Annotated in this window: 19 protein-coding genes; 11 read left to right on the forward strand and 8 right to left on the reverse strand. The window is 69.9% G+C overall.

The annotated features are described in order from the left end of the window. Positions 1-86 precede the first annotated feature (86 nt). Complete coding sequence (recQ, locus tag ACZ5CR_RS27435) at positions 87-2,093, forward strand: DNA helicase RecQ (protein WP_468862013.1); 2,007 nt, start codon at positions 87-89, stop codon at positions 2,091-2,093. Between the two features lie 130 nt (positions 2,094-2,223). Here the strand turns inward: recQ and fahA are convergent, their stop codons facing one another. Continuing rightward, complete coding sequence (gene fahA, locus ACZ5CR_RS27440; protein WP_468862016.1) at positions 2,224-3,567, reverse strand: fumarylacetoacetase; 1,344 nt, start codon at positions 3,565-3,567, stop codon at positions 2,224-2,226. 193 nt (positions 3,568-3,760) lie between these two features. On the opposite strand from fahA, the gene ACZ5CR_RS27445 reads away from it, so the two are divergent. From ACZ5CR_RS27445 to ACZ5CR_RS27455, 3 genes are all read left to right on the forward strand, one after another. Beyond that, positions 3,761-5,017 (forward strand): carboxylate--amine ligase, encoded by a 1,257-nt coding sequence (locus tag ACZ5CR_RS27445; RefSeq protein WP_468862018.1) that lies wholly within the window; start codon positions 3,761-3,763, stop codon positions 5,015-5,017. A gap of 154 nt (positions 5,018-5,171) precedes the next feature. Next, on the forward strand, positions 5,172-6,374 hold the full coding sequence (locus ACZ5CR_RS27450) for an FAD-dependent oxidoreductase (protein WP_468862021.1): 1,203 nt from the start codon (positions 5,172-5,174) through the stop codon (positions 6,372-6,374). Between the two features lie 447 nt (positions 6,375-6,821). Further along, positions 6,822-7,733, forward strand: a complete 912-nt coding sequence (locus tag ACZ5CR_RS27455; protein WP_468862023.1) for an HAD family hydrolase — start codon at positions 6,822-6,824, stop codon at positions 7,731-7,733. 4 nt (positions 7,734-7,737) lie between these two features. Here ACZ5CR_RS27455 and ACZ5CR_RS27460 read toward each other — a convergent pair whose 3' ends face one another. Beyond that, a complete protein-coding gene (locus ACZ5CR_RS27460; protein ID WP_468862026.1) occupies positions 7,738-9,726 on the reverse strand; it encodes a CocE/NonD family hydrolase in 1,989 nt (662 codons plus the stop codon). Between the two features lie 28 nt (positions 9,727-9,754). Further along, complete coding sequence (locus ACZ5CR_RS27465; RefSeq protein WP_468862028.1) at positions 9,755-11,278, reverse strand: peptide MFS transporter; 1,524 nt, start codon at positions 11,276-11,278, stop codon at positions 9,755-9,757. 383 nt (positions 11,279-11,661) lie between these two features. On the opposite strand from ACZ5CR_RS27465, the gene ACZ5CR_RS27470 reads away from it, so the two are divergent. From ACZ5CR_RS27470 to ACZ5CR_RS27490, 5 genes are all read left to right on the forward strand, one after another. After that, positions 11,662-12,672 (forward strand): polyprenyl synthetase family protein, encoded by a 1,011-nt coding sequence (locus tag ACZ5CR_RS27470; RefSeq protein ID WP_389912400.1) that lies wholly within the window; start codon positions 11,662-11,664, stop codon positions 12,670-12,672. A gap of 239 nt (positions 12,673-12,911) precedes the next feature. Continuing rightward, a complete protein-coding gene (locus ACZ5CR_RS27475) occupies positions 12,912-13,889 on the forward strand; it encodes a CHRD domain-containing protein (protein WP_468862031.1) in 978 nt (325 codons plus the stop codon). A gap of 337 nt (positions 13,890-14,226) precedes the next feature. Next, positions 14,227-15,540 (forward strand): LolA family protein, encoded by a 1,314-nt coding sequence (locus tag ACZ5CR_RS27480; protein ID WP_468862033.1) that lies wholly within the window; start codon positions 14,227-14,229, stop codon positions 15,538-15,540. A 90-nt stretch (positions 15,541-15,630) separates the two neighbouring features. Then, positions 15,631-16,617: an ABC transporter ATP-binding protein gene (locus ACZ5CR_RS27485; RefSeq protein ID WP_468862034.1), complete on the forward strand. Its 987-nt coding sequence runs from the start codon at positions 15,631-15,633 to the stop codon at positions 16,615-16,617. Beyond that, positions 16,604-17,590 carry an ABC transporter permease gene (locus ACZ5CR_RS27490; protein ID WP_468862036.1) on the forward strand — a complete coding sequence of 329 codons (987 nt, stop codon included), beginning with the start codon at positions 16,604-16,606 and terminating at the stop codon, positions 17,588-17,590. Before ACZ5CR_RS27485 ends, ACZ5CR_RS27490 begins: the two co-directional genes overlap by 14 nt. A 55-nt stretch (positions 17,591-17,645) precedes the next feature. Here ACZ5CR_RS27490 and ACZ5CR_RS27495 read toward each other — a convergent pair whose 3' ends face one another. The 4 genes from ACZ5CR_RS27495 to ACZ5CR_RS27510 all read right to left on the reverse strand — a co-directional run bounded on the left by ACZ5CR_RS27495 (position 17,646) and on the right by ACZ5CR_RS27510 (position 21,061). Further along, positions 17,646-18,227 (reverse strand): flavodoxin family protein, encoded by a 582-nt coding sequence (locus tag ACZ5CR_RS27495; RefSeq protein WP_468862038.1) that lies wholly within the window; start codon positions 18,225-18,227, stop codon positions 17,646-17,648. Positions 18,228-18,418: 191 nt separating this feature from the next. After that, positions 18,419-19,360 carry a M28 family metallopeptidase gene (locus tag ACZ5CR_RS27500; protein ID WP_468862041.1) on the reverse strand — a complete coding sequence of 314 codons (942 nt, stop codon included), beginning with the start codon at positions 19,358-19,360 and terminating at the stop codon, positions 18,419-18,421. A 532-nt stretch (positions 19,361-19,892) separates the two neighbouring features. Next, positions 19,893-20,255, reverse strand: coding sequence for a VOC family protein (locus ACZ5CR_RS27505; protein WP_468862043.1), 363 nt, complete (start codon positions 20,253-20,255; stop codon positions 19,893-19,895). Between the two features lie 32 nt (positions 20,256-20,287). Next, positions 20,288-21,061: an oxidoreductase gene (locus ACZ5CR_RS27510; protein WP_468862045.1), complete on the reverse strand. Its 774-nt coding sequence runs from the start codon at positions 21,059-21,061 to the stop codon at positions 20,288-20,290. Positions 21,062-21,142: 81 nt separating this feature from the next. Here ACZ5CR_RS27510 and ACZ5CR_RS27515 point away from each other — a divergent pair, with 81 nt between their 5' ends. After that, positions 21,143-21,721, forward strand: a complete 579-nt coding sequence (locus ACZ5CR_RS27515; protein WP_468862047.1) for a TetR/AcrR family transcriptional regulator — start codon at positions 21,143-21,145, stop codon at positions 21,719-21,721. A gap of 403 nt (positions 21,722-22,124) precedes the next feature. Here ACZ5CR_RS27515 and ACZ5CR_RS27520 read toward each other — a convergent pair whose 3' ends face one another. Continuing rightward, complete coding sequence (locus ACZ5CR_RS27520; protein WP_468862048.1) at positions 22,125-23,003, reverse strand: AraC family transcriptional regulator; 879 nt, start codon at positions 23,001-23,003, stop codon at positions 22,125-22,127. Positions 23,004-23,103: 100 nt separating this feature from the next. On the opposite strand from ACZ5CR_RS27520, the gene ACZ5CR_RS27525 reads away from it, so the two are divergent. Next, positions 23,104-24,054, forward strand: a complete 951-nt coding sequence (locus tag ACZ5CR_RS27525) for an NAD(P)H-binding protein (protein WP_468862050.1) — start codon at positions 23,104-23,106, stop codon at positions 24,052-24,054. The last annotated feature ends 160 nt before the right edge of the window (positions 24,055-24,214 follow it).

Here is a 24,214-nt window from a genome sequence, read left to right on the forward strand (position 1 = left end):
CCAGAGGTGTCGGTGCGGAGCCCTATCGTGGAGGCAGTGGTCGAAGCACGACGTACGGGGGCAGGGCGATGGATGGGAACGATGGCATGAGCGAGGTGACCGCACCGGTCGCGGTGGCGGAGAGCGACGCACTGCGGACGCTGCACCGCGTCTTCGGGTACGACGCGTTCCGCGGTGAGCAAGAAGCGATCATCGAGCATGTGGTCGCGGGCGGTGACTCCGTCGTACTGATGCCCACCGGTGGCGGCAAGTCGCTCTGCTATCAGATCCCCGCCCTGGTCAGGCCCGGCACGGGCGTGGTCGTCTCCCCCCTCATCGCGCTCATGCAGGACCAGGTGGACGCGCTGCGGGCCCTGGGCGTGCGGGCCGGGTTCATCAACTCCACGCAGGACTTCGACGAGCGGCGTGTGATGGAGGCCGAGTTCCTCGCGGGGGAGCTCGACGTCCTGTATCTGGCGCCGGAGCGGCTGCGCCTCGACGGGACGCTCGATCTGCTCTCCCGCGGCAAGATCTCCGTCTTCGCGATCGACGAGGCGCACTGCGTGGCGCAGTGGGGTCACGACTTCCGCCCGGACTATCTGGCGCTCTCCCTGCTCGGCGAGCGCTGGCCGGACGTGCCCCGCATCGCCCTGACGGCCACCGCGACACACGCCACGCACCGCGAGATCACCGAGCGGCTCGGCATGCCGGACGCGAAGCACTTCGTGGCGAGCTTCGACCGGCCCAACATCCAGTACCGCGTCGTGCCGAAGGCCGAGCCGAAGAAGCAGCTCCTGTCCTTCCTCAAGGAGGAGCACGCGGGCGACGCGGGCATCGTCTACTGCCTCTCGCGCAATTCGGTCGAGAAGACCGCCGAGTTCCTCTGCAGGAACGGCATCGAGGCCGTTCCGTACCACGCGGGCCTGGACGGTGGGACGCGCGCCGCCCACCAGTCCCGCTTCCTGCGGGAAGAGGGACTGGTCGTCTGCGCCACCATCGCCTTCGGCATGGGCATCGACAAGCCGGACGTCCGGTTCGTCGCCCACCTCGACCTGCCGAAGTCGGTCGAGGGCTACTACCAGGAGACGGGCCGTGCGGGCCGTGACGGACAGCCCTCCACGGCCTGGATGGCGTACGGACTGCAGGACGTGGTCCAGCAGCGGAAGATGATCCAGAGCAGCGAGGGGGGCGAGGCGTTCCGCCGCCGGGCGGCCGCGCACCTGGACTCGATGCTGGCGCTGTGCGAGACGGCCCAGTGCCGCAGGGCCCAGCTCCTCACGTACTTCGGCCAGGACGCGGACGGACAGTCCTGCGGCAACTGCGACACCTGCCTCACCCCGCCGGAGACCTGGGACGGCACGGTCGCGGCCCAGAAGGCCCTGTCCACGATCGTGCGCCTCCAGCGCGAGCGCGGCCAGAAGTTCGGCGCGGGCCAGATCATCGACATCCTGCTCGGCAAGAAGACCGCCAAGGTCATCCAGTTCGACCACGACCAGCTCTCGGTCTTCGGCATCGGCGAGGAGCTCGCGGAGGCCGAATGGCGCGGCGTGGTGCGGCAGTTGCTGGCGCAGGGCCTGCTCGCGGTCGAGGGGGAGTACGGGACGCTGGTCCTGACCGAGGAGAGCGGTTCAGTCCTCGGCCGGGAGCGGGAGGTGCGGTTGCGCAAGGAGCCGAAGCGGCCCGCCGCGGCGAAGGCCGCGAAGGGGGAGCGCAAGGCGAAGACAGCGGCGGCCGTCGCCGAGCTGCCCCAGGAGGCGGTGCCGGTGTTCGAGGCGCTGCGCGCGTGGCGCGGCGCGCAGGCCAAGGAGCTCGGCCTCCCGGCGTACGTGATCTTCCACGACGCCACGCTCCGGGAGATCGCCACACTGCGACCCTCGTCCCTGGCGGAACTGGGCGGCATCAGCGGCCTGGGCGAGAAGAAGCTGGCGACGTACGGGGAGGGCGTGCTTGAGGTCCTCGCGGGGCTGTCCGGGGGTGCGGAGCCCTCCGGGCCGGTTGATGCGGTGCCCTCGCAGGCGTCGCTGCCCGCACCGGCCCCGCAGGACGCCCGAGCCCCGGAGTACCCGGACGACGCCCCGGAGGAGGAGTGGCCGGAGCCGCCGGACGACTTCTGAGCAGCCGTCGTGTGCGGCACCGTCGTGGCTGGTCGCGCAGTTCCCCGCGCCCCTTCAGGGCACTGCCGTCAGAGGGAGTCCGAGAAGGGGCCGGGTCCCTGACCCGGCCCCAAGGCCCCCGGCCGCAACCTCACCGTGCCGAGGCGACCCTGCCAGAGACCTCGCCGAGGCCGACCCGGGTGCCGTCCGGGCCGGGGGCCCATGCCGTGAGGGTGACCTCGTCGCCGTCCTCGAGGAACGTCCGCTTGCCGTCCGGGAGGACAAGCGGGTCGCGGCCGTTCCAGGTGATCTCGATCAGGGAGCCGTACTGCCCGTCGGAGGGGCCGCTCACCGTGCCCGAGCCGTACAGGTCGCCCGTGCGCAGGGACGCGCCGTTCGCGGTCATGTGGGCCAGCTGCTGGGCGGCCGTCCAGTACACGGTGGAGAAGGGGGGCTCGGAGATGACGTGGCCGTTCAGGGTCACGGTGATGCGCAGGTCGTAACCGGCGGGCTCGTCCGCGACGGATTCCGCCGAGTCGTCCAGGTAGGGCAGGAGTTCGTGCGTGCGCTCCGGAGGGGTGACCCGCGCCGCGTCCAGGGCTTCGAGGGGGGTGATCCACGCCGAGACGGAGGTGCAGAAGGACTTGCCGAGGAACGGTCCGAGCGGAACGTACTCCCAGGCCTGGATGTCGCGCGCCGACCAGTCGTTGAGGAGGCTGAGCCCGAAGACGTGCTCCCGGAAGTCCGCGAGCGGCACCGGCGTGCCCAGCTCCGAAGGCGTACCCACGACGAAGCCGACCTCGGCCTCGATGTCGAGGCGGACGGAGGGCCCGAAGACCGGCGCCGTCTCCGAGGGGGCCTTGCGCTGCCCCTTGGGACGTACCACTTCGGTTCCGGAGACCACAACGGTGCCGGACCGGCCGTGGTAACCGATCGGCAGGTGCTTCCAGTTGGGGGTCAGCGGGGTCGGTGAGTCCGGGCGGAAGATCTGCCCCAGGTGCGTCGCGTGGTGCTCGGAGGCATAGAAGTCCACATAGTCCGCGACCTCGAAGGGGAGGTGCAGGGTGACCTCGGACAGGGGGTACAGCAGGGGGCGTACGACCTCGCGGTGAGCCGGAATCGTCACCCATGCGGTGAGCGCACGACGCACATCGGACCAGGCCGTGCGGCCCGCGGCGAGCAGCGGGTTGAGCGTGGGCCTGGCGAGCAGCGACACGTAGGGCGAGCCGAGCGCGGCGGCCGCGGCACCTGCGTCGAGGACGTGATCGCCGAGTCGTACACCGACACGGCGCTCCGCGGCCCCGGCCGAGCCCGTGGACGAGTCCCCGGCAGGGGCTCCAGCAGTGGCTCCGGCAGGGGCTCCGGCCAGGGAGAACACGCCGTACGGGAGGTTGTGCGGCCCGAAGGGATCGCCCTCCGCGAGAGCGAAGGGGTCGCCTACGGAGTGGGCGGAAGGGTTGCTCCCTGCCGGGTCGAGCGGGGTGTGCTCGGACATGCGTACCTGCCTCGCTTTCCATATGGGTGTGCCACACGTTACGTGGGAAGCTCCGGTTGGGGCAGTGTCTAAAGAGTTCGCAATGTCCGAATAAGCCTTGCTGGAGTGGTCAGTTCCGGCTTAGCGTCCTTTGGGGGACGCGGACGGGGTGGGTCCGGGTCAGACGGAGGGACACGTGGGGGGACCCGTGGCCATGAGGAACGACGTCGTGCCCTTCACGGTCGACCGTGAGGTGCCCGGCCTGATCGTGAAGTTCGGGAACTACCCGCTGCACCATGGCGGAGTGGGCGCGATCCGCAGTCTGGGGCGGCTCGGCGTGCCCATGTACGCGATCACGGAAGACCGTTACACACCGGCCGCGGCCTCGCGCCACCTCACCCGCGCCTTTCCCTGGCCGACCACCGGGGCGGAGGAGCCGCAGCGGCTCGTCGAGGGGATGCTGCGCATCGCCCGCAGGATAGGCAGGCCCACGGTCCTGATCCCGACCGACGAGGAAGCGGCCGTCCTCATCGCCGAGCACCAGGACGTGCTGCGCGGAGCGGGGTTCCTCTTTCCGCGCGTGGAGCCGGAGTTACCCCGCCGCCTCGCAAGCAAGCAGGGCCTGCACGAGCTGTGCGTGGAGCACGGCATCGCCTCGCCGACCGCCTCCTTCCCCGAGAGCTTCGGGGACATCGAGGAGTTCGCCGCCTCCGCGGTCTTTCCGGTGGTCGCCAAGAACCGCGAGGCGTTCACGCGCCGCTCCCGGCCCGCGGTGAACGGTACGACGCGCATCGAGACCCCGAAGGGCCTGCTCGGCCTCGCCCGTGACTGGGGCGAGCGGCCCGGAGTGATCCTCCAGGAGTATCTGCCGCGGGAGCAGGCCGAGGACTGGATCGTGCACGCGTACTTCGACGTGGACTCGACGCCGCGCGCGCTGTTCACCGGCGTCAAGGTGCGCTCCTGGCCGCCGCACGCGGGAATGACGGCGAATGCGTACGTCGTCGACAATCCGGAACTCGCGGACCTCGCCGCACGTTTCATCAAACAGATCGGCTTCACCGGCGTCATCGACCTGGACCTGCGCTTCGACCGGCGCGACGGTCAGTACAAACTGCTCGATTTCAACCCTCGCATGGGCGCACAGTTCCGGCTCTTCGAGAACGAGTCCGGGATAGACGTCGTCCGCGCGATGCACCTGCACCTGACAGGTCGCGCCGTCCCCAAGGGGGAACAACGCGCCGGTCACCGCTATGTCGTCGAGAACATCGACCTGCCCGCACTCCTCGCCTACCGCCGCAGCGGATACACCACACCGCACGCGCCCCCGCACGCGAGCGGCACGGAGCTGGCCTGGCTCGCGGCGGACGACATGAAGCCGTTCTTCACGATGCTCGCGAGATTCGTACGACCGGGGGCGAAACACCTGTATCAGCTCTGGCGGACCAAGAGACGCGGAAGGACGACGGGCTGACCACCACAGCGCGAGCACGACGGCTGACGACCACAGCACAGCGCGAGCACGACGGGCGCACCACCACAACTGAACCCGGCACCAACACCAGTACCAGCACAAGCACCACACGAAGTAGGCACACGCAACAAGTGACGTCCTGGGGAGGGACTTCGTGATCAATCCAGTAGCAGTCATCGGGGCGGGGCCGTTCGGCCTGTCCACTGCCGCCCATCTACGGGCCCGGGGTATTCCGGTGCGGGTCTTCGGTGACCCGATGGTGAGTTGGCGCGCGAACATGCCCGCGGGGATGCTCCTGAAATCGACCCCGGTGGCCTCGAGCATCGACGCGCCGCAGGGCGGCCACAAGCTTGTCGACTACTGCAAGGCCGCGGGGATACCGCCACTGGTCACCGACGAGGACATCATCCCCGTCGAGACCTTCATCGCCTACGGGGAGTGGTTCAAGGAGAAACTCGTGCCCGACCTGGAGCAGGTGCGGGTGGTGTCGGTCGACCGCAAGGGCACCGAGGGTTTCGACCTGAAGCTGGACTCCGGCGAGCAGTTCACGGCCCGAGCGGTCGTCGTCGCCACCGGCCTCTCGGGCCTCGCGCAGCTGCCGCCCGCGCTCGCGTCGGCCGTGCCGGACGGGCCGACCCCCACAGGGCCCGTATCGCACAGCTCGCAGCACAGCGACCTGGCGCGGTTCGCGGGGCGCGAGCTGATCGTGGTCGGCGCGGGGCAGTCGGCCCTGGAGACGGCCGCGCTCGCCGCCGAAGCGGGCGCGACCGTACGGGTGGTGGCGCGCGGCAAGGGATCGGTGGACTTCGGCGAGCCCCCGTGGAAGCAGCCGAAGCTGCGCCCCGAGTCGCCGTTCGGCCGCGCCTGGTCGCTCTACGCGCTCAGCTACTACCCCCACCCGTACCGCTATCTGCCCCCGCAGGCCCGCCACTTCCTGGTGCGCCGCATTCTCGGCCCGCTGGGCGCGTGGTGGCTGCGCGAGCGCTTCGAGCGCGAGGTCGAGACGTGCGAGGTCCGGGGCATCACATCGGCGGAGGTCCAGGACGGCAACCCCGTCCTGAAGGTGGAGACCCTGGGCGGTCGCGTCCGCGAACTCTCCGCCGACCACGTCATAGCGGCGACGGGCTACCGGGTCGACATCGCCGCGATGGACTTCCTCGGCCCCGCACTCCGCGCCCGGCTCGCCACGAGCCGGGGCACACCGAAGCTGGGCGCGGGCTATGTCTCATCGATCCCGGGCCTGTACTTCACCGGCCTCCCGGCGGCGGCGTCGTACGGCCCTGTGATGCGGTTCGTGTGCGGCACGGAGTTCGCTTCGCCCCGGGTGGCGGGGCATGTGGCGCGGGTGCACGGCTGACGCGGGGTGTAGGCCCAGAACTCAGGGAGCTCGTGGCCCATGATCTCGTGGCCCGGCGCCTCGGTGTCCGCTCGCGCGTACCGCTCATTGATCCTCGCGACGGCCTCCGTCCGATGCGTCCCGAACAGCTCCACCATGACGTCCGCCATCTCGCGGCAGTACTCCAGCATGATGTCGCTCAGAGGTGCGAGGAACTCGTGCGCCGGGCTCGTGTGCCGGGCTCGTGCGCCGGGCTCGTGCTTCGGCTCGCGCGTCGACTCCCCCGTCGACTCCCGCGTCATGTCATCTCCGGTGTCCGTTCCGGGGGAAGTACTACCTTAGGGACGGTTCAAGGAGACACGTCTCGGTGAATCCGGCGAGCGCCGGTAGTGCGACCAGCGCACTGCGTGCGTCACAGCTCCTGTCACATTGCTTTGCGCATCGCCGGGGATCCGTATTCTCTGGATCATGGCTGCCCCCCTCGCATATTCACTTATCGCCACTGACCTGGACGGAACGCTGCTGCGCGGCGACGACACCGTCTCCGACCGGTCGTTGGCCGCGTTGACGGCGATCGCGGATGCGGGGGCGCGTCACCTGGTGGTGACCGGGCGGCCCGCGCCGCGCGTGAAGCCGCTCCTCGATGATCTGGGGGGCGGCGGCCTGGCCGTATGCGGGCAGGGGGCGCAGTTGTACGACTCAGGGGCCCACCGCATGGTCTGGTCCGTGACGCTCGACCGTGAGCTCGCCGAGGCCGCGCTCGGGAAGATCGAGGCGGAGATCGGGCAGGTCTACGCCGCCGTGGACCAGGACGGCGTGGACGGGCTCACCCTCATCGAGCCGGGGTATCTGATGCCGCATCCCACCTTGCCCGCGGTGCGTGTCCACAAGCGTGACGCGTTTTGGGCCGAGCCCATCAGCAAGGTGCTGCTGCGCCACCCCGAGCTGAACGACGACGAGTTGGCCGCCGTCGCGCGCGATGCGGTCGGGTCCCTCGCCACCGTCACCATGTCCGGGCCCGGCACCGTCGAGCTCCAGCCGCGCGGGGTGACCAAGGCGACCGGGCTCGCCCTCGCCGCCGAGCGGCTCGGGCTGAGCTCCCAGGACACCATCGCCTTCGGGGACATGCCCAATGACGTGCCGATGTTCGTGTGGGCGGCCCGTGGTGTCGCCATGGCCAACGCCCACCCCGACCTCAAGTCCGCCGCCGATGAGGTGACTTCGTCCAATGAGGATGATGGGGTGGCCGTCGTGCTTGAGCGGTTGCTCGCCGGGGCGGGATCCGGGTCGGAGTCCGGGGCGGGATCCGGGTCGGAGTCCGGGGTGGCACCCGGGTCGGAGTCCGGGGTGGAATCCGGGTCTGAGTCCGGGGCGGAGTAGAGCGCTACCCCGCCGTCCTCGGGATCCGCTTCTCCCACGTCCTGTGGAACACCACCTCAGCCCCGTCCCTGCACACCACCTCGTTCGACGTGATGAAGTCCGTCGCGTCGCACGTGATCTCCGAGCGGGAGTTGATCGACACGTCCCATGCCAGCTCGGGGCGGTGCAGACGGATCGTCCAGTCGGACCGGGTGCGGGCGCTGAGGGGGTCGGACTCGTTGATCGTGTACGTCTCCACAGCGTCCTCGGTGAATTCGAGGCCGTCCGGGTAGACGCGCGTACCGCCGTAGCGCGGGTCCACCTCCAGGCGCCATTCGCCCTTCGCCACATCGCGTACGACCAGGCGCTCGGGGCGCGGCTCGTCGAGCGTCGCCGGGTACATCACTTCCAGCGGCTCCGACTGCTCGGGCGGAGGGAAGGTGATCGACGGGTCCAAGTCACCCTCGCGCACCGGGAGTTCCAGTGCGCTGCCCGCCGGGTCGAGGGTGAAGCCCGCCGAGTCCGCCTGCGGCCAGATCCACGGCCAGTACGCCGACGACACCGCGAGCCGGATGCGGTGGCCCGGCGGGAAGGTGTGGCCGATCGCGTTCAGTTCGAACGTCACGTCCTCCGTCCCGCCGACCGGCCACGGGTCCACCCGGTCCCTGCCGTTGCGCGACGAGAGGTTCAGGACGCCTCGCGTGACCAGGGTCGACGAGCCGTCCGGGGCCACGTCGCACACCCGCGCGATCGCCTGTCCTGACGGGACGTCCATCGTCAGGCGCAGCGTCACCTTGGGGCGGCCCAGGATGCGTACGGCCGAGGGGACCTCGAACTCGAAGCACGCCGATTTCGCGTCCTCGTCCCGCTGGTCCGGCGGCAGGTCCGCGTCGTTGCCGAAGGGGAAGTAGCGGCCCGCGTCCAGCCCCGTGTGCTGGGGGGAGTCGACCACCATGGGATGGCCCTGGAGGGCGTAGGGGGTCGGTGTGACGTTCGGGGACGGCCAGGAGGGGTCGCCCACCCAGCCGCCCGGCAGCTCCGCGTACACGGTCGCCGGCGGGTGGGAATCGCTGATCCAGGAGCGGAGTTTCGGCTCGGCCATGACGCCCGTGTCGATGCCCTTGAGGTGGTGGTCCCACCAGCGCAGGGTCTCCTGGAGGAAGCCGATCGCCGGGCCCGGCGGCAGGCCCCGGTCCGGGTACTGGTGCGACCACGGGCCGATCAATCCCCGGACGTCGCCCGGCAGGTGCTCGACCAGACGCAGGACCGTGTCCCGGTAGGGGTCGTGGAAGCCGCCCACCGCGAGCACCGCCGCGTCGATCGCCGCGTAGTCCTCGCAGACGCTGCCGTGCTGCCAGTAGGCGTCGCGGGTCTGGTGGTCGAGCCAGGTGTGGATGAAGGGGTCGACCGCTTCGAGGCGGGTGCGCCACATGTCCCGCCAGCGGTCGCCGACGAACAGCGGGTCCGGGGGGCGGGAGACGAAGGCGAGCATCGTCGCCGCCCACGCGTGCATGTCCACCGCGAGGACGGAACCACCCATGTAGTGCACGTCGTTGTCATAACGGTCGTCCGCGGAGCAGACCGTGATGACCGCCTTGAGCGGCTCGGGCGCGAGGGCCGCGATCTGGAGGGAGTTGAAGCCGCCCCAGGAGATGCCGAACATGCCGACCTTGCCGGAGCACCAGGGCTGCTCGGCGAGCCAGTTGACGACCTCGACCCCGTCGGCCAGCTCGACCGGTGAGTACTCGTCGCCCGGCATGCCCTCCGAGTTGCCGTGGCCCCGCACGTCCACGCGCACGGAGGCGTATCCGTGGCCCGCGTACCAGGGGTGGCGCTGGAAGTCGCGTGGCGCCGTCCAGTCGCTCAGGCGGTAGGGGAGGTACTCCAGGAGTGCGGGGACGGGTTCGTCCGTCACCGGGCGCCAGATGCGCGCGTACAGCCTGGTGCCGTCCGGGAGGGGGATCTGGACGTCCTCGCGGGTGGTCTCGTACGGGAAGGAAGAACGAATCTGCATGGTGTGCATGGGGGGAACCTCAGTGTCCTCAGTGGACGGGGTGCATGGTGCGGCGCAGCCACGGTGCGAGCAGGACGACGGCGACACCGGCGGCCACCGCGATCGCGCCGTTCACGCCGAAGTACGCCGGGTTGGAGACCTCTCCGTACAGCTTCACGATCTGTGCCTGGATGCCGTTGGCGAGGGCGAGCGAGAGGAACCAGAGGGCCATGGTCTGGCTGGCGAAGGCCTGTGGGGCGAGCTTCGTCGTGGCCGACATGCCGGATGTCTCCACGAGGATGTCGCCGAGACCGAGCAGCAGGTAGGAGCCGACGATCCACCAGACCGCCATCTTGTACGAGCCGTCGCCGTGCCCCGAGGTGGGCAGGACCATCAGGAGGAACGACAGGCCGCCCAGGATCACGCCGAACGCGATCTTGTTGGAGGCGTGCGGCTGGCGGGGGCCCATCCGGGCCCAGACCGCGGCGACGACGGGGGCGAGCGCGACCTCGAAGGCGCCGAGGGCGGAGGCGTACCAGCTGGCGGGGAAGGTGAAGCCGAGGATCGACGTCTCGGCGTTCGTCGATGCCAGCAGGATCATCGTCGAGTAGGCCTGGAAGAGGATGAAGTTGAAGACGACCGAGGCGAGGAAGAGGACCACGTACGGCCTCAGCCGGCCGCGCTCCTCGGCGCTCACGCGCGGGCTGCGGAACATGACCGTGAAGTAGACGACCGGCGCGATCACCGAGATGACGGTGAGCACGTCGACGAAGCGGTCCATCGTCAGCCAGCCGACGGCGGCCAGCAGAGCCGCGAGGGCGGCGAACACGACGGCGCCCACGACGATCAGGACGACCGCGCGGCGCATCGCGTCCTTGGGCAGCGCGAATTCGGCCGATGCCTTGCGTCCCGCGAGGTGGCGGCGGCCCAGGACGTACTGGACGAGGCCGAAGGTCATGCCGATCGCGGCCGCCGAGAAGCCCCAGTGCCAGCCCTTGTGGTCGCCGAGCCAGCCGGTGATCAGCGGGCCCGCGAAGGCGCCGATGTTGATGCCCATGTAGTACAGCGCGAAGCCCGCGTCGCGCCGCTGGTCTTCGGTGCGGTAGAGCTTGCCGACCATCGAGGCGACGTTCGGCTTCAGGAGGCCGGTGCCCGCGCTGATCAGGCCGAGGCCCACCCAGGTCATCGTCGCCGTCGGGATCGCCATCGAGTAGTGGCCGCAGGCGATGAGGATGCCGCCCCACAGGACCGCGCGGTACGAGCCGAGGATGCGGTCGGCGAGCCAGCCGCCCGCCACCGACACCAGATAGACGAGCGTTCCGTACGCCGCCGACACCGAAGCGGCGGTTCCGGAATCCATGCCCATGCCGTCGTTCGCGACGGAGTCCGCGAAGTACAGGACGAGGATGGCCTGCATGCCGAGGAACGAGAAGCGCTCCCAGACCTCCAGACCCGACAGGGTGAGAAGCCCGCGCGGCTGCCCGAAGAAGGCGTGGTCGTCGGCGGGCGGCGGCTCCGTCGGGTTCGTCGGCGGCTCCGCGGGCGGTTCGGCGTCGGCCTCAGTGCGGGACAAAGGTTCTGCTCCCGGTCGTTCCGTTGTTCATGGGGCTTTCGGGGATTACAGGGATTGCGGGGATCAGGGGGCGGGGGCCAGGGGGATCGCGGGGATCCCGCGGATAACGGGATCCCGGGGATAACGGGGATTGCGGGGTGATGCGGTCTTCTGTGTCGTATCAGCTGATCAAGAACATACCGGTGGTGATCGCACGTCGCCTGGGCGGCATTGCACAGGCGGGTGCCCACTGTGATCGAAAGGGGACCGGATACGCTGACTTGTGTGATGGCAGCGACACATCGACAAACCGTGTCATCGACCCCGTCATCGCGCAAAGATCGACCGAGTGATGATCGACCGAGTGACCGACTTGTGATCGTCAGCAGACAGGAGAACCCCTCGTGACCGTCGTCGGGCCCTTCGGCCTCAGCGTGCGGGACCAGGCTCTCGAAGCCGATGTCCAGGCCGGATTGGCGGCCGTCGAGGAAGGTCTGCTCGACGCCACCAAAAGCGGGGTCCCCTTCATCACGGAGGCCGCGCAGCATCTGGTGCGTGCGGGCGGCAAGCGGTTCAGGCCGCTCCTCGTGATGCTCTCCTCGCAGTTCGGCGATCCGTACGCGCAGGGTGTCGTGCCCTCCGCCGTCGTCGTCGAGCTCACGCACCTCGCGACGCTCTATCACGACGACGTGATGGACGAGGCGGACGTGCGCCGCGGGGTCGAGAGCGCCAATCAGCGCTGGGGCAACTCCGTCGCCGTGCTCACCGGTGACTTCCTGTTCGCCCGCGCCTCGTACATCCTGGCCGACCTCGGCCCTGACGCCGTCCGCATCCAGGCGGAGGCCTTCGAACGCCTGGTCACCGGCCAGATCCTGGAGACGGCGGGACCGACCGAGGGCCGCGATCCGATCGACCACTACTTCGACGTGCTCGGCGGCAAGACCGGTTCGCTCGTCGCCGTGGCGTGCCGTTTCGGCGCCATGATGTCGGGTGCCGACGAGACCGTCGTGGACGTCCTGACGCAGTACGGCGAGCGGCTCGGCGTCGCCTTCCAGCTCGCCGACGACGTACTGGACATCGCGTCCGACTCGCACGAGTCCGGCAAGACGCCGGGCACGGACCTCCGTGAAGGCATCCCCACCCTTCCGGTCCTGCGCCTGCGCGAGCGGGTGGAGAAGCTCGGGCTCGCCGATGACATCGCCCTGAGCGAGCTCCTCGACTCGGACCTGACGGACGACGCGCGGCACGCCGAGGCGCTGACGCGGCTGCGGGCCCACCCGGCCCTGGAGCAGGCGCGCAAGGACACCGTGCGGTTCGCGGAGGAGGCCCGGGCGACGCTCGCGCCGCTGCGGGACTGCGACGCGAAGACGTCGCTCGTCGAGCTCTGCGATCTTGTGGTGCATCGGGCGGGTTGATCGGGCGGGTCGATCGGGTGGCCGTTCGGGTGGGTTGATCGGGCGGCTGTTCCGGCGGGCTGTTCCGGCGGGCTGTTCGGGCGGCCGTTCGGGCGGGTCGAAGACCTGTCGTGTGTGACTTATGTCACATCTTCTGTCGCTTTTGGATTGAGTCCAGGTTCAGATCTATCCCGTACCTATGCCCGGAAGTCGGCGCTGTGGGGCGCCGGCTCAGGCAGGGGGGAATTCAGATCATGGGCATGGAGAGTTTTGCTACCTCCGGGACTTTCGCGCACCGTCGGCGGGCTCTGCTCGCCGTCGGTGCGGCCGTCGCCGCGGCGGCGGGCATGGCGGTCGTGGCGCCGCCCGCCGTCGCGCACAGCGGCAGTACCGGCGGCAGCGGCGGCTCCAGCGGCGGTGGGTCCGTCTTCGTGGCGAGCATGAACGGCGCGAACGAGGTGCCGGTACAGGGCGGCCCCGCGGTGGGCGACAAGGACGGCAGGGCGCTCGAGTTCGTCAAGGTCAAGGGCGACAAGGTGTCGGTCAGCGTCGAGTGGCGCGGCACCGGCAGGCCGACCGCCCTCCACATTCACCAGGGCGCCAAGGGCACCAACGGCGGCATCAAGATCGAGTTCACCAAGCTGCTCGACAAGAGCAAGGGCAACCGCGTCTCCGGGACCGTCAGGGTCGACGACGTGGCGCTGCTCAAGCAGTTGAAGGCGGACCCCGGCAGCTTCTACGCCAACCTGCACACCGCCGAGTTCCCGGGCGGCGCGGTCCGCGGCCAGCTCCACACGGTGACCACGGACTTCGACTTCCGCCACGCGGCGGCCAACTTCCAGGCCTCCGTGATCCAGGGCAAGCAGATCTACGAGTGCAAGAAGGCCGAGGACGGTTCCGGGAAGTTCGCCTTCGCGCAGCGTGACGTGCGCGCCCGGCTCGGCGGCGGCATCGCGCACGACTTCGTCGCCCCCAACTCCGGCACCCCGCGCTGGACGGCCCCCGACCGCAGCCAGGTCACCGGCAAGCTGATCTCCAAGACCCCGAACGGCGACAAGAACATCCCCGAACTCGACCTGGCGGCGACTCAGACCGGCAAGGGGCACGGGTTGCTCGCCGGTACCGCGGAGATCCTGCGCCTGAACACGGTGGGCGGGGTCGCACCGGCGGGTGACTGCAAGCCGGGTGCCATCGCGAAGGTGCCGTACAAGGCGGACTACGTGTTCGTGCAGCGCTGAGCCTGGCTGATCGGTGGTGGCTCGCTGGTAGCTCGGTGGCGTCTTGATGGTGTCTCGGTGGTGCCTCGGGTGGTGTCTTGGTGGCGCCTCGGGTGGTGTATCGGCGGCGTCTCCCCTACGGGATGGGGGAGGTGCCGCCTCTCCGTGTCATCCCACAGCAGTACGTGGAGTTGCTCCCGGGGTCTGACGCTTCTCGCTGGCCGATTTGGTCGTATAGACACCAGCAAGGTCCAGCAAGAACAACCACTCCTGACCTATTCGGGTGAGAATGGCGGCGCGGGGTGGACGCACGCACGTACTGGGAAGGCCGCCGCCGACCACGGAGGTAGGGCACACAATGGCACCGTACGAACCGGAGCAGAACACCAGTGAGACCGGGGAGCTGCGCGTAGGCCGCAGAAAAGCGGCGCGTTACGTGGTCCCCGTCGCGGTGGCGGGGGTGGCGGCGGCGACCATCGGTCTCGTCCCGGCGCTCGCCACGTCGGGCGACCCCGACCTGCCCGATGTCACCGCACAGCAACTGATCGAGAAGATCGCCGCGTCGGACACGCAGCAGCTCTCGGGCAACGTGAAGATCAGCACCGACCTCGGCCTTCCGTCCTTCGGCGGCGACATGGCCGGCGGCTTCGCCTCGGGCGGCGGGGGCGGCGGAGGAGGCAAGGGCGCGGACGGCGGGGGTTCGGCCGCCGACCCGCAGGCCAAGCTGATGGAGCTGGCGTCGGGCACGCACACGCTGCGCGTCGCCGCCGACGGCCCCGACAAGCAGAAGCTGTCCGTCCTGGACGACGCAGCCGAGTACAGCCTGATCCACAACGGCGACGACGTGTGGGCCTACGACAGCAAGTCGAACGAGGCGTACCACTCCGAGTCGGCGGGCAAGGCGGCCGGGGACTCCGGCAAGAGGGACAGCCTCAAGAACGTCCCCAAGGACATCCCCAAGGGCGTCCCCAAGGGCGTCCCTGCCACCCCCAAGGAACTGGCCCAGGAAGCCCTGAAGGCGGTCGACGGCACGACGTCGGTGAAGGTGGACGGCACCGCGCAGGTCGCGGGCCGTGACGCCTATCGTCTGGTCATCAAGCCCAAGCAGTCCGGCTCGACAGTCGGCCAGATCACGGTCGCGGTGGACTCGAAGACGGGTACGCCGCTGAAGTTCACGCTCACTCCGTCGAGCGGCGGCAGCGCGGTCGTCGACGCGGGCTTCACGAAGGTCGACTTCGGCAAGCCGGCCGCGTCGACCTTCGACTTCACGCCGCCCAAGGGCGCGAAGGTCACGGAGGGCGATGACGCCAAGGCCGGGTCCGAGGCCAAGAAGCACAGTTTCGAGGGCAAGGAGTTCAAGGGCAAGGAGTTCGAGGGCAAGGAGGACCTGAACGGTCTGAATGTCATCGGCAAGGGCTGGAACTCCATCGCCGAGCTGAAGCTGCCGGGCGGCCAGGGTCTCCCGACGGGCGGATCCGGCGCCGCGTCGCCGGACGCGCAGCGGCTGCTCGACTCGCTCGGCGACAAGGTGACGGGCGAGTTCGGCTCGGGCACGGTCTTCAAGACGCGCCTGATCAACGCCCTCATCACCGAGGACGGCAAGGTCTACGCGGGCGCGGTCACCAAGGACGCCCTGGTCAAGGCGGCGAACGCGGCGAACGCGGCTAAGTAGCGTGCTGCGGCAAGGCGAATGAGCGACGGGTCCGAGGTGCCGGGCAGGCACCGCGGACCCGCCGTCACGATTTCGAGCGGGGAGGGCTGAGTGCCGGGCACCAGCGGGGCGACGGAGAGCGTGATCGAGACCGACGCTCTCACCAAGCGCTACGGCAAGCAGTTGGCCGTGGACCGTCTGAGCCTCACCGTCCCCGCCGGAAGCGTGTTCGGTTTCCTCGGTCCGAACGGCTCGGGCAAGACGACCACCATTCGGATGTTGATGGGCCTGATCGAGCCGACTTCCGGCTGGGCCAAGCTCCTCGGCCGCCCCATGCCGCGCGACACGCGCACCGTGCTCCCGCACGTGGGCGCGCTCATCGAGGGCCCGGCCCTCTACGGCTTCCTCTCCGGCCGCGACAACCTCCTGCGGTACGACGCCGCGGACCCGACCGCCGACCCGCGCACCCGCCGCGTCCGTGCCGAAGCAGCCCTGGACCGGGTCGGGTTGACGGCAGCCGCGGGCAAGAAGGCGAAGGCGTACTCCCTGGGCATGAAGCAGCGCCTCGGCCTCGCGGCGGCTCTGCTCCAGCCGCGCAGGCTCCTCGTGCTCGACGAGCCGACCAACGGCCTCGATCCGCAGGGCATGCGCGAGATCCGTTCGCTGGTCAGGGAGTTGGCGTCGGAGGGCACGACCGTCTTCCTCTCCTCACACCTCCTGGACGAGATCGAGCAGGTCTGCTCGCATGCCGCGGTGATGGCTCAGGGCCGTCTGATCATCCAGGGGCCGGTGGCCGAGCTCGCCGCCGGCGCGCGGGGCCGCCTTGTCGTGACGACCCCGGACACGGGTGACGCGGTACGCGTCCTGAAGGAGCTCGGCGTGACGGACCTCGTCGTGGCGGAGGACCGCGTGACGGGCGAACCGCCGGGCACTGGCGCTGACGCTGGCGCATACGCGGACACCGGCACGGACCTCGCGGAGCTGAACGCCGCTCTGGTCGGTGCGGGCGTACGGGTACGGGGCTTCGGCGTCGAACGGGCCTCGCTGGAGGACGCGTTCGTGGCGTTGACGGGGGAGGGCTTCGATGTCGCGGGATGAGGCTGTCGGCGTACGCGGTGAACATGGCGAACACGATGAACATGGCGTACGCGGTGAACACGGCGTACGCCACGAACATGGCGAACACGGTGAACTTGGCGTACGCGAGAGCGGTGACGTGCGCGAGGTCCGGCGGATCTGGAGCCTCGGGCTTTTCCGTAGCGAGCTGGGCATCACCTTCCGCCGCTGGCGGACCCTCGCCCTGCTCGGCGTGCTCGCCGCCGTGCCGATCCTCGTGGGCATCGCCGTCAAGATCGAGACGAGCGACGGCTCGACGGTCGGCGGGGGTGGCGAGGCCGGGGGCCCCGCGTTCATCGCGCAGATCACGAACAACGGCCTGTTCCTCGTCTTCACCGCGCTCGCCGCGACGCTCCCCTTCTTCCTGCCCATGGCGGTCGGCGTCGTCGCGGGCGACTCCATCGCGGGCGAGTCAAGCGCCGGGACGCTGCGCTATCTCCTTGTCGCCCCGGCGGGACGTACGCGTCTGCTGCTTGCCAAGTACGCGACGACGATGACGTTCTGCCTGGTCGCGACGCTCGTTGTGGCCCTCTCCGCGCTCGCCGTCGGGGCGCTGCTCTTCCCGGTCGGCGAGGTCACCACGATCTCCGGCGTCCCGATCAGCTTCGGCGCAGGGTTGCTGCGCGCGCTGCTCATCGCCCTCGTGGTCGCCGCGTCACTGATCGGTGTGGCGGCCCTCGGCCTCTTCGTGTCGACGCTGACCAGCAGCGGCATCGCGGCGATGGCGACGACCGTCGGCCTGCTCATCACGGTCCAGATCCTCGACCAGATCCCCCAACTGCACGCCATCCAGCCGTACTTCTTCTCGCACTACTGGCTGTCCTTCGCGGACCTGATGCGCGAGCCCGTCTACTGGGACGAGCTGGTCAAGAACCTCGGCCTGCAGGGCCTGTACGCGGCCCTGTTCGGCTCGGCGGCGTGGGCGCGGTTCGGGGCGAAGGACATCACGGCGTAGGCGGCGTCAGCTCTCTCCGCATCGGCCTCCTCCGCGTCGGTCGGCCTCCTCCGTGTCAGTCTTCGAACGGGAAGCGGGCCGGTGCCGATTCCTGTGCGAAGAACGACTTGGCCTCGGTCAGGGCCCGCTCGTCCTTCAGTACGTCGCCGGGCTTGCTGCCGTTGCCGAGCAGTACGCCGCCGAAGCGCATCCCGAGATACGCGGCGGAGTTGCGCAGGGTGCCGACGAGCGGATCGGCGACGACCGGCTGATCGTCGGCCAGCGCCGTCACGCCCCACAGGGTGCGACCGGCCATCGTGGCCTTGAAGTCGACGCCGGGGGTGCGCAGCCAGCCCGACCAGTAGTCGAGGTAGCGCTTGGTGGTGGCCGAGACGGAGTACCAGTACAGGGGCGACGCGATGACGATGTCGGTCGCCTCGACGGTCGCGTCGAGCAGCGTCGCGATGTTGTTGCCGGACGGGCGGACGTGATCGCTGTCGTGGCGGAGGTCCTCGAAGTCCGGCACCGGGTGGTCGGCGAGGTTCAGCCAGCGCTGCTCGACGTTCGAAGGGAGCTGCTCGGCGGCCCGGCGGGCCAGGGTCTCCGTGTTGCCGTCGGGACGCGAGCTGCCGAGTACGAAAAGGAACTTGCGAGTCATGGGGTCCCCCTGGAGCTGGAAGTACGGCGATTGCCGATTACCTGCGCGTGCACTATATGCACGCGCAGGTAATTTCGTCCAGGGGTGGCCCGGCGGGACGTGAGGCCCGCGGGCGCACAGCTAGGCGGGAAATGAGGCCCGCGGACCAAGGGGCGTGGAGTCCGCGGACCAAGGGGCCTGGAGTCCGCCGATTAAGAGGAGAGCCCCCACACCGCGTACGCGATGGCGTCGCTGTTGTGGTCGAGGGCCTTCCCGTCGATGTTCGACTCCGTGTCGCACGCGGAGTGGTAGCACTTGTCGAACGGCTCACCGGCCGTGCCGCCCCAGTTCTGGGCCTGCTCGGCGGTCTTCTCGTAGTCGGCGCCGCTGAACAGTCCGCCGACCGGGACGCCCGCGTCCTTGAACGGGGCGTGGTCCGAGCGGCCGTCGCCCTCCTCGTCGGGCTCCGTGGCGAGGTTGAGGCCGCCGTAGTAGTCCTTGAAGGTCTTCTCGATGGTGGGGTCGTCGTCGTAGACGAAGTAACCCGGGTTCGGGGAGCCGATCATGTCGAAGTTCAGGTAGTCCTTGATCTTCGAGCGCTCGTCGGCGGGTAGTTTGTCGACGTAGTGCGAGGAGCCGACGAGCCCCAGCTCCTCGGCGCCCCACCAGGCGAACCGCAGGTGCTTGGTGGGCTTGTACTTCTCGTGCGCCACGGTGAGCGCGGTCTCCAGTATCGCGGCCGAACCGGAGCCGTTGTCGTTGATGCCGGGGCCCTCGCCCACGCTGTCGAGGTGCGAGCCCGCCATGACGACCTGGTCGGCGTCGCCGCCGGGCCAGTCGGCGATCAGGTTGTAGCCGGTCTTGCCGTTGGAGGTGAACTCCTGGAGCGAGGTGGTGAATCCGGCCTCGTCCAGCTTGCCCTTCACATAGTCGATGGAGGCCTTGTAGCCCGCGCTGCCGTGGGCGCGGTTGCCGCCGTTGGCCGAGGCGATGGACTGCAGCTGGGAGAGGTGGGCCTGGACGTTGGCCACGGATATGTCGGGGGCGGCCGCCTTGGGGGCGGGGGCCGCGGAGGATATCGCGCTGGTGGTGAGGAGTCCGGCGACGGCTATGACGGCGGCTGCCGTGGTGCGTCCGGGAACGGAGAGCTTCATGTGGGGGGCTCCGTGTTCTGTTCTGTCGGATTGTTCTGTTGAGGGCCGTGGGGGCCCGTGGGGGTACGCCAATTCCGCGCATGTCGAACGGAATTGGCGTGCCTGATGGTGCGGGTGGGATTGACCGCGCGTCAAGAGCGCATATCGGTCGCCGTGTTCCGCAGGGCGGTCGGATCGTCGCGCGCGGCATGCGGTGGTGGCACGAGAACCGTCGAGGCGGGTGCGCAGGCACTCCCGGGTAATTCCGTTTGACGGGCGGTGCGTTCGAGGTCGTGTGGTTGTCCTGTGGCTTCGATTCGACTTCAGCCGCCTGCTCGGTTTCAGCGAGCAGGCCGCCGCGAACCGGATGACGGAGAGCGGTGGCGATGATGCTCCCTACGCTGCCCATCGGATCTGCGGAGCAGGCAGCGCCCGCCCGGCGAGTAAGGGCCAAGCAGATCCGTCGCCGCACGTGCCATGGCCTGGCTACTCCGCAGCCGGGTGCCGCTTGAGTCGTGGCAGCCGGAGCCGTCCCCCCAGCGGCTGTGCGGTCTCAGGCTGCGCGAAGGCAGAAGGGGTGCCCGGCCGGGCTGGCGTAGACGCAGTTGCCGGTGTGGTCGCCTGCAGCCTCGGTCGGCCGCAGGCGGATAGCGCCCGCCTCGGTGGCCGTGCGATCGGCGCTCGCGAGGTCGTCGACGCCGAAGTCGAGGTGCATCTGCTGTGAGGTGCCGTCGGGCCAGCTCGGAGCGACATGTCCGGGGGCCGACTGTACGACGACCACCGGCAGACCGGGGCCCTGGATGAAGCGATGCGTGGGTGTGCGGTGGACAGAGCCGCCGAGAAGGCGGTGCCAGAAGGCGCCTTCCGTCTCGATGTCGGCAGCGTCGATGATCACGGAAGTGAGGGTGAGGGGCATGTTGGGGTCCTGTTCTTCGTGCTGGTCGGGCTTCAGACGGTGGGGAGGATGCCGCCGTCGACGCGGAACTGCGCGCCGGTGAGCCACTTCGCACGGTCGGAGGCGAGGAAGGCGATCATCTCGGCGACGTCCTCGGGATCCCCGGGGCGGCCCAGGGGGACTTTCAGGTGGTCCACGATCTGCTGGGTGACCTCCTCGGTGGTCACGCCCTGCTTCTCGGCCATGTGGCGCAGGTGGGCGGTCGCGCCGTCGGTAACGACGAAACCGGGAAGGACACACACCACGCGCACGCCGTGCTCACCAACCTCTGTGGCCAGTTCCCGGCTGTAGGTGTTCAGCGCGGCCTTGGCGGCGGCGTAGGACGCCTCGGTGCGCTGGGGCAGCTGGCTGGCGATCGAGGAGACGTGCACCACCACGCCGGATCCGCGCTCGACCATTCCCGGCACCAGGGCCCGGTCGAGGCGCACCGCGCTGAGGAGGTTCATCTCCAGGTCCGCCTGCCAGGACGCGTCCGACCGGCTCAGGGTCGGCGCCGGCGCGCTCGCCGCACCGGCGTTGTTCACGAGTACGTCTACACCACCCATGTGCTCGACGACGCGGCGACCGAGGTCGGCCACGCCCTGCTCCGTGGACAGGTCGGCCGCGAGAAACGCGGCACCGCTGTCTGTCGTGGGCGGGGTGCGGGAGGCCGTCAGCACGGTCGCGCCGGCGGAGACGAACCGGCGTACGGTCGCCTCGCCCAGTCCCCGGCTGCCACCGGTGACCAGCACGCGCAGGCCGTCCAGACTCTTGTCGGTGTTCGGCACGGGGCGTCTCCTCAGTAAAGTGAACCTGACTCCGGAAAATGTACACCTAAGCGGAGTCGGACTCACCTTATGGAGGTTTCCTTGACGGCATCACGCCCGTTGCGCCGGGACGCGCAGCGCAACCGCGAGGCACTGCTGGCCGCGGCCCGCGAGGCGTTCCTCGACGGTGACGACGACGCGCACGTGGAAGACATCGCCCGCAGCGCCGGGGTAGCCGTCGGAACGCTCTACCGCCACTTCGAGACCCGCGACGCACTGATCGAGGAGGTCTACCGCAAAGAGGTCGACGACCTGTGTGCAGCGCCCGACCACCTGCTGGGTCAGTACGCCCCGGCGGAGGCCCTGCGCCGTTTCTTGCTGCTGCTCGTGGACCACGCCGCCGTGGGCAAGGGCATGTCCGTGGCACTGGAGAGCATCATGGCGAGCGACTCACCGGTCTTCGACGACGCCCGGTCCCGTATGAGCGACGCTCTCACCCGGCTGCTCGATGCCGGCGCCGCAGCCGGCGCCGTACGCGACGACGTCACCGGCCCCACCCTGCTGCGGGCCCTTGGCGGCATCTGCGCTCTGCGGGTGAGCGAGGGATGGCTGGACGAGGCCCGAACCATCACCCGCCTCCTCCTCGACGGCCTGCTGCACAGCGCTCCGCGCAGGACCTGAGACGAAGGAGGTACGTGGTCGGCGCGCTACTCCTGTCCGCTCCTGTCTCGAGGCCGTGACGGAAGCAATCCCCGGGTTGGAACATCCCGCAGTACCAGCAGTCCGGCACGCGGTGGCGCCGCCAGTCGCGGGCGCAGCGCGGGGGTTCCTTCTCGCGCAGGACGGCCAAGACGGCCAGGACGTCGGTGACGCGGCCCCGGTCGGTTCGGGCCCAGTCGGTTGGGGCGCCCGTCTGGATGCGGGTGTAGCCGATGGTGAGAGGGGAGTTGGGCGAGGAGGCGTCGGACGGGGGGGGAGTTGGGTGAGGGGGCGGGCGTCGGACGGGGGGGGAGTTGGGTGAGGGGGCGGGCGTCGGACGGGGGGAGTCGGACGAGCGGGCGGGCGTCGGACGAGCGGGCGTCGGTCAGCCCGCCGCCCTGAGCGGCGCGCCGGAGTCCGGCCGCCGGGCGGTCAGCGAGGCGCGGTAGCCGCTCGGCGCGATGCCCCGGATCCGCTTGAAGGCGTCGCTGAATCCGAACCCGTCCGCGTACCCGACCTTCCCGGCCACGGACGCCACCGTCGCACCCGGCTCGGCGAGCAGCTCGGCGGCGAGCGTCATCCGCCACTCGGTGAGGTACGCCATCGGGGGCCTGCCGACCTGTTCGGCGAAGTTGCGGGCGAACGCGGCGCGCGACACCTGGGCGCGTGCGGCGAGCGAGGCCACCGTCCAGGGCCGCGATGGCTCGTCGTGCATGGCGTGCAGGGCGGGGCCGATCACCTCGTCGCCGAGCGCGCTGTACCAGGCGGGCGGGCAGGCGTCCGGCAGGTCGAACCACTCGCGCAGGGTGCAGGCCAGCAGCCAGTCGAGCATCCGGTCCATCACGAACTGGCGGCCCGGCCGGTCGGCGGCCACTTCCGCGGCGATCAGCTCCAGGATGGGCGTGCAGTCGTCGCCGGACGGCACCACGAGGAGCGGCGGCAGCATGCTGACCAGGCGCCTGCCCACCGCGCTGTCCAACTGGTAGGCGCCGGTGACCAGTTCACACTCGTCGGGGCCCACGCGCGCGCCCGGGGCGGAGAGCGTGAACGGGGCCGGAGTACACACCACGGCCGCGGCCCCTTCCCCCAGAGTGCGCGGTTCCCCCGACGCGGCGGCGATCCGCGCCGTGCCGCGCACCACCGAGACCAGCGTCAGCGCGGCCCCCTCGCTACGGCTCTCCTCCCAAGGTCCTGTCAGCACCGTGCGGTCGAACAGCGCGCCGTCAGCGCGTACCCCTCGCAGCAGATCCCCCAGAGCGTCCATGCCCCCACCGTAGACGGCGCCCCGCTCGCGTAGACGTACTCCCATGCGGGCGAGACGGGCGCCCATGTGACAAGGCGCGGCAAGGCAGTTGGCTGTACCCATGACCGACAACGCGAAGAACAACGCAGAGAACAACGCAGAGAACAACGCGAAGAGCGACCCAGAGAGCGGCGCGAAGAGCAACGCGGTGAGCGACGCGGTGAGCGACGCGGAGAACCCTCCGGCATCCGGCGCCCTCATCCTCGTCCTCGGCGCCACCGGCAAGACAGGCCGCCGCGTGGTCTCCCGGCTGCGGGAGGCGGGCCGGGCCGTGCGCGCGGCGTCACGCTCCGGCGAGACCCGCTTCGACTGGACCGACCGCTCCACCTGGGCCCCGGCCCTTGAGGGCGTGTCCGCCCTCTACTTGGTCGGTCCGCCCGAGCCCGAGCCGATCGCCGACTTCGTCGACCAGGCAGTGGCGGCGGGCGTACGCCGCTTCGTCGTCCTGTCGGGGCGGGGCGTCGAGGTGTACGGCGGCTCCTTCGAGCCGTCCATGGCGGAGGCCGAGCGCGTGGTGCGCGAGGCGGGCGTGGACTGGACGGTGATCCGCCCGAACAACTTCACCCAGAACTTCGACGAGGACATCTTCCACGCACCCCTCGTGGCGGGCCGCCTCGCACTCCCCGTCGGCGATGTGCCGGAACCGTTCATCGACGTGGACGACATCGCGGACGTGGCCGCCGCCCTGCTCACCGAGGACGGGCACACGGGCCGGGTCTACGAACTCTCCGGGCCGCGCGCGCTGAGCTTCGCCGAGGCGGTCGCGGAACTGTCGCAGGCGTCGGGGCGCCCGATGCGGTTCGAGCACATCACGGCGGACGAGTACGTGGCGGAACTGACCGCGGCAGACGTCCCCGCCGAACCGGCCCGCGCCCTCGCGGACGTACTCGCCTGGCTGGCGGACGGCTACAACGCGGCGCCCGTGAGCGGCGTACGAGACGTACTGGGCCGAGAGCCCAAGGATTTCAGCGTCTACGCGAAGGCCGCATCGGAGGCGAGGGCCTGGGGCTGAGAGCGCCCCGAAGGGGCACGGGGAACGGCGCGCCCAGCCTCAACGCCCAGCCACAACACACCCGCAACGCCCAGCCACAACAATGCCCAGCCACAACCCACCCGCAATGCCCAGCCACAACCCACCCGCAACGCCCAGCCACAACACACCCGCAGGGACG

This window comes from Streptomyces sp. NPDC031274, from assembly GCF_055570235.1.

What these genes read in the sequence shown, in the direction of transcription:
- ACZ5CR_RS27505 (WP_468862043.1), bottom strand. Translation starts at nt 20,255, where the DNA reads ATGCCCCTCACCCTCACTTCCGTGATCATCGACGCTGCCGACATCGAG.
- ACZ5CR_RS27500 (WP_468862041.1), bottom strand. Translation starts at nt 19,360, where the DNA reads ATGAAGCTCTCCGTTCCCGGACGCACCACGGCAGCCGCCGTCATAGCC.
- recQ (WP_468862013.1), top strand. Translation starts at nt 87, where the DNA reads ATGAGCGAGGTGACCGCACCGGTCGCGGTGGCGGAGAGCGACGCACTG.
- ACZ5CR_RS27445 (WP_468862018.1), top strand. Translation starts at nt 3,761, where the DNA reads ATGAGGAACGACGTCGTGCCCTTCACGGTCGACCGTGAGGTGCCCGGC.
- ACZ5CR_RS27520 (WP_468862048.1), bottom strand. Translation starts at nt 23,003, where the DNA reads ATGGACGCTCTGGGGGATCTGCTGCGAGGGGTACGCGCTGACGGCGCG.
- fahA (WP_468862016.1), bottom strand. Translation starts at nt 3,567, where the DNA reads ATGTCCGAGCACACCCCGCTCGACCCGGCAGGGAGCAACCCTTCCGCC.
- ACZ5CR_RS27475 (WP_468862031.1), top strand. Translation starts at nt 12,912, where the DNA reads ATGGAGAGTTTTGCTACCTCCGGGACTTTCGCGCACCGTCGGCGGGCT.
- ACZ5CR_RS27480 (WP_468862033.1), top strand. Translation starts at nt 14,227, where the DNA reads ATGGCACCGTACGAACCGGAGCAGAACACCAGTGAGACCGGGGAGCTG.
- ACZ5CR_RS27525 (WP_468862050.1), top strand. Translation starts at nt 23,104, where the DNA reads ATGACCGACAACGCGAAGAACAACGCAGAGAACAACGCAGAGAACAAC.
- ACZ5CR_RS27495 (WP_468862038.1), bottom strand. Translation starts at nt 18,227, where the DNA reads ATGACTCGCAAGTTCCTTTTCGTACTCGGCAGCTCGCGTCCCGACGGC.
- ACZ5CR_RS27490 (WP_468862036.1), top strand. Translation starts at nt 16,604, where the DNA reads ATGTCGCGGGATGAGGCTGTCGGCGTACGCGGTGAACATGGCGAACAC.
- ACZ5CR_RS27460 (WP_468862026.1), bottom strand. Translation starts at nt 9,726, where the DNA reads ATGCAGATTCGTTCTTCCTTCCCGTACGAGACCACCCGCGAGGACGTC.
- ACZ5CR_RS27455 (WP_468862023.1), top strand. Translation starts at nt 6,822, where the DNA reads ATGGCTGCCCCCCTCGCATATTCACTTATCGCCACTGACCTGGACGGA.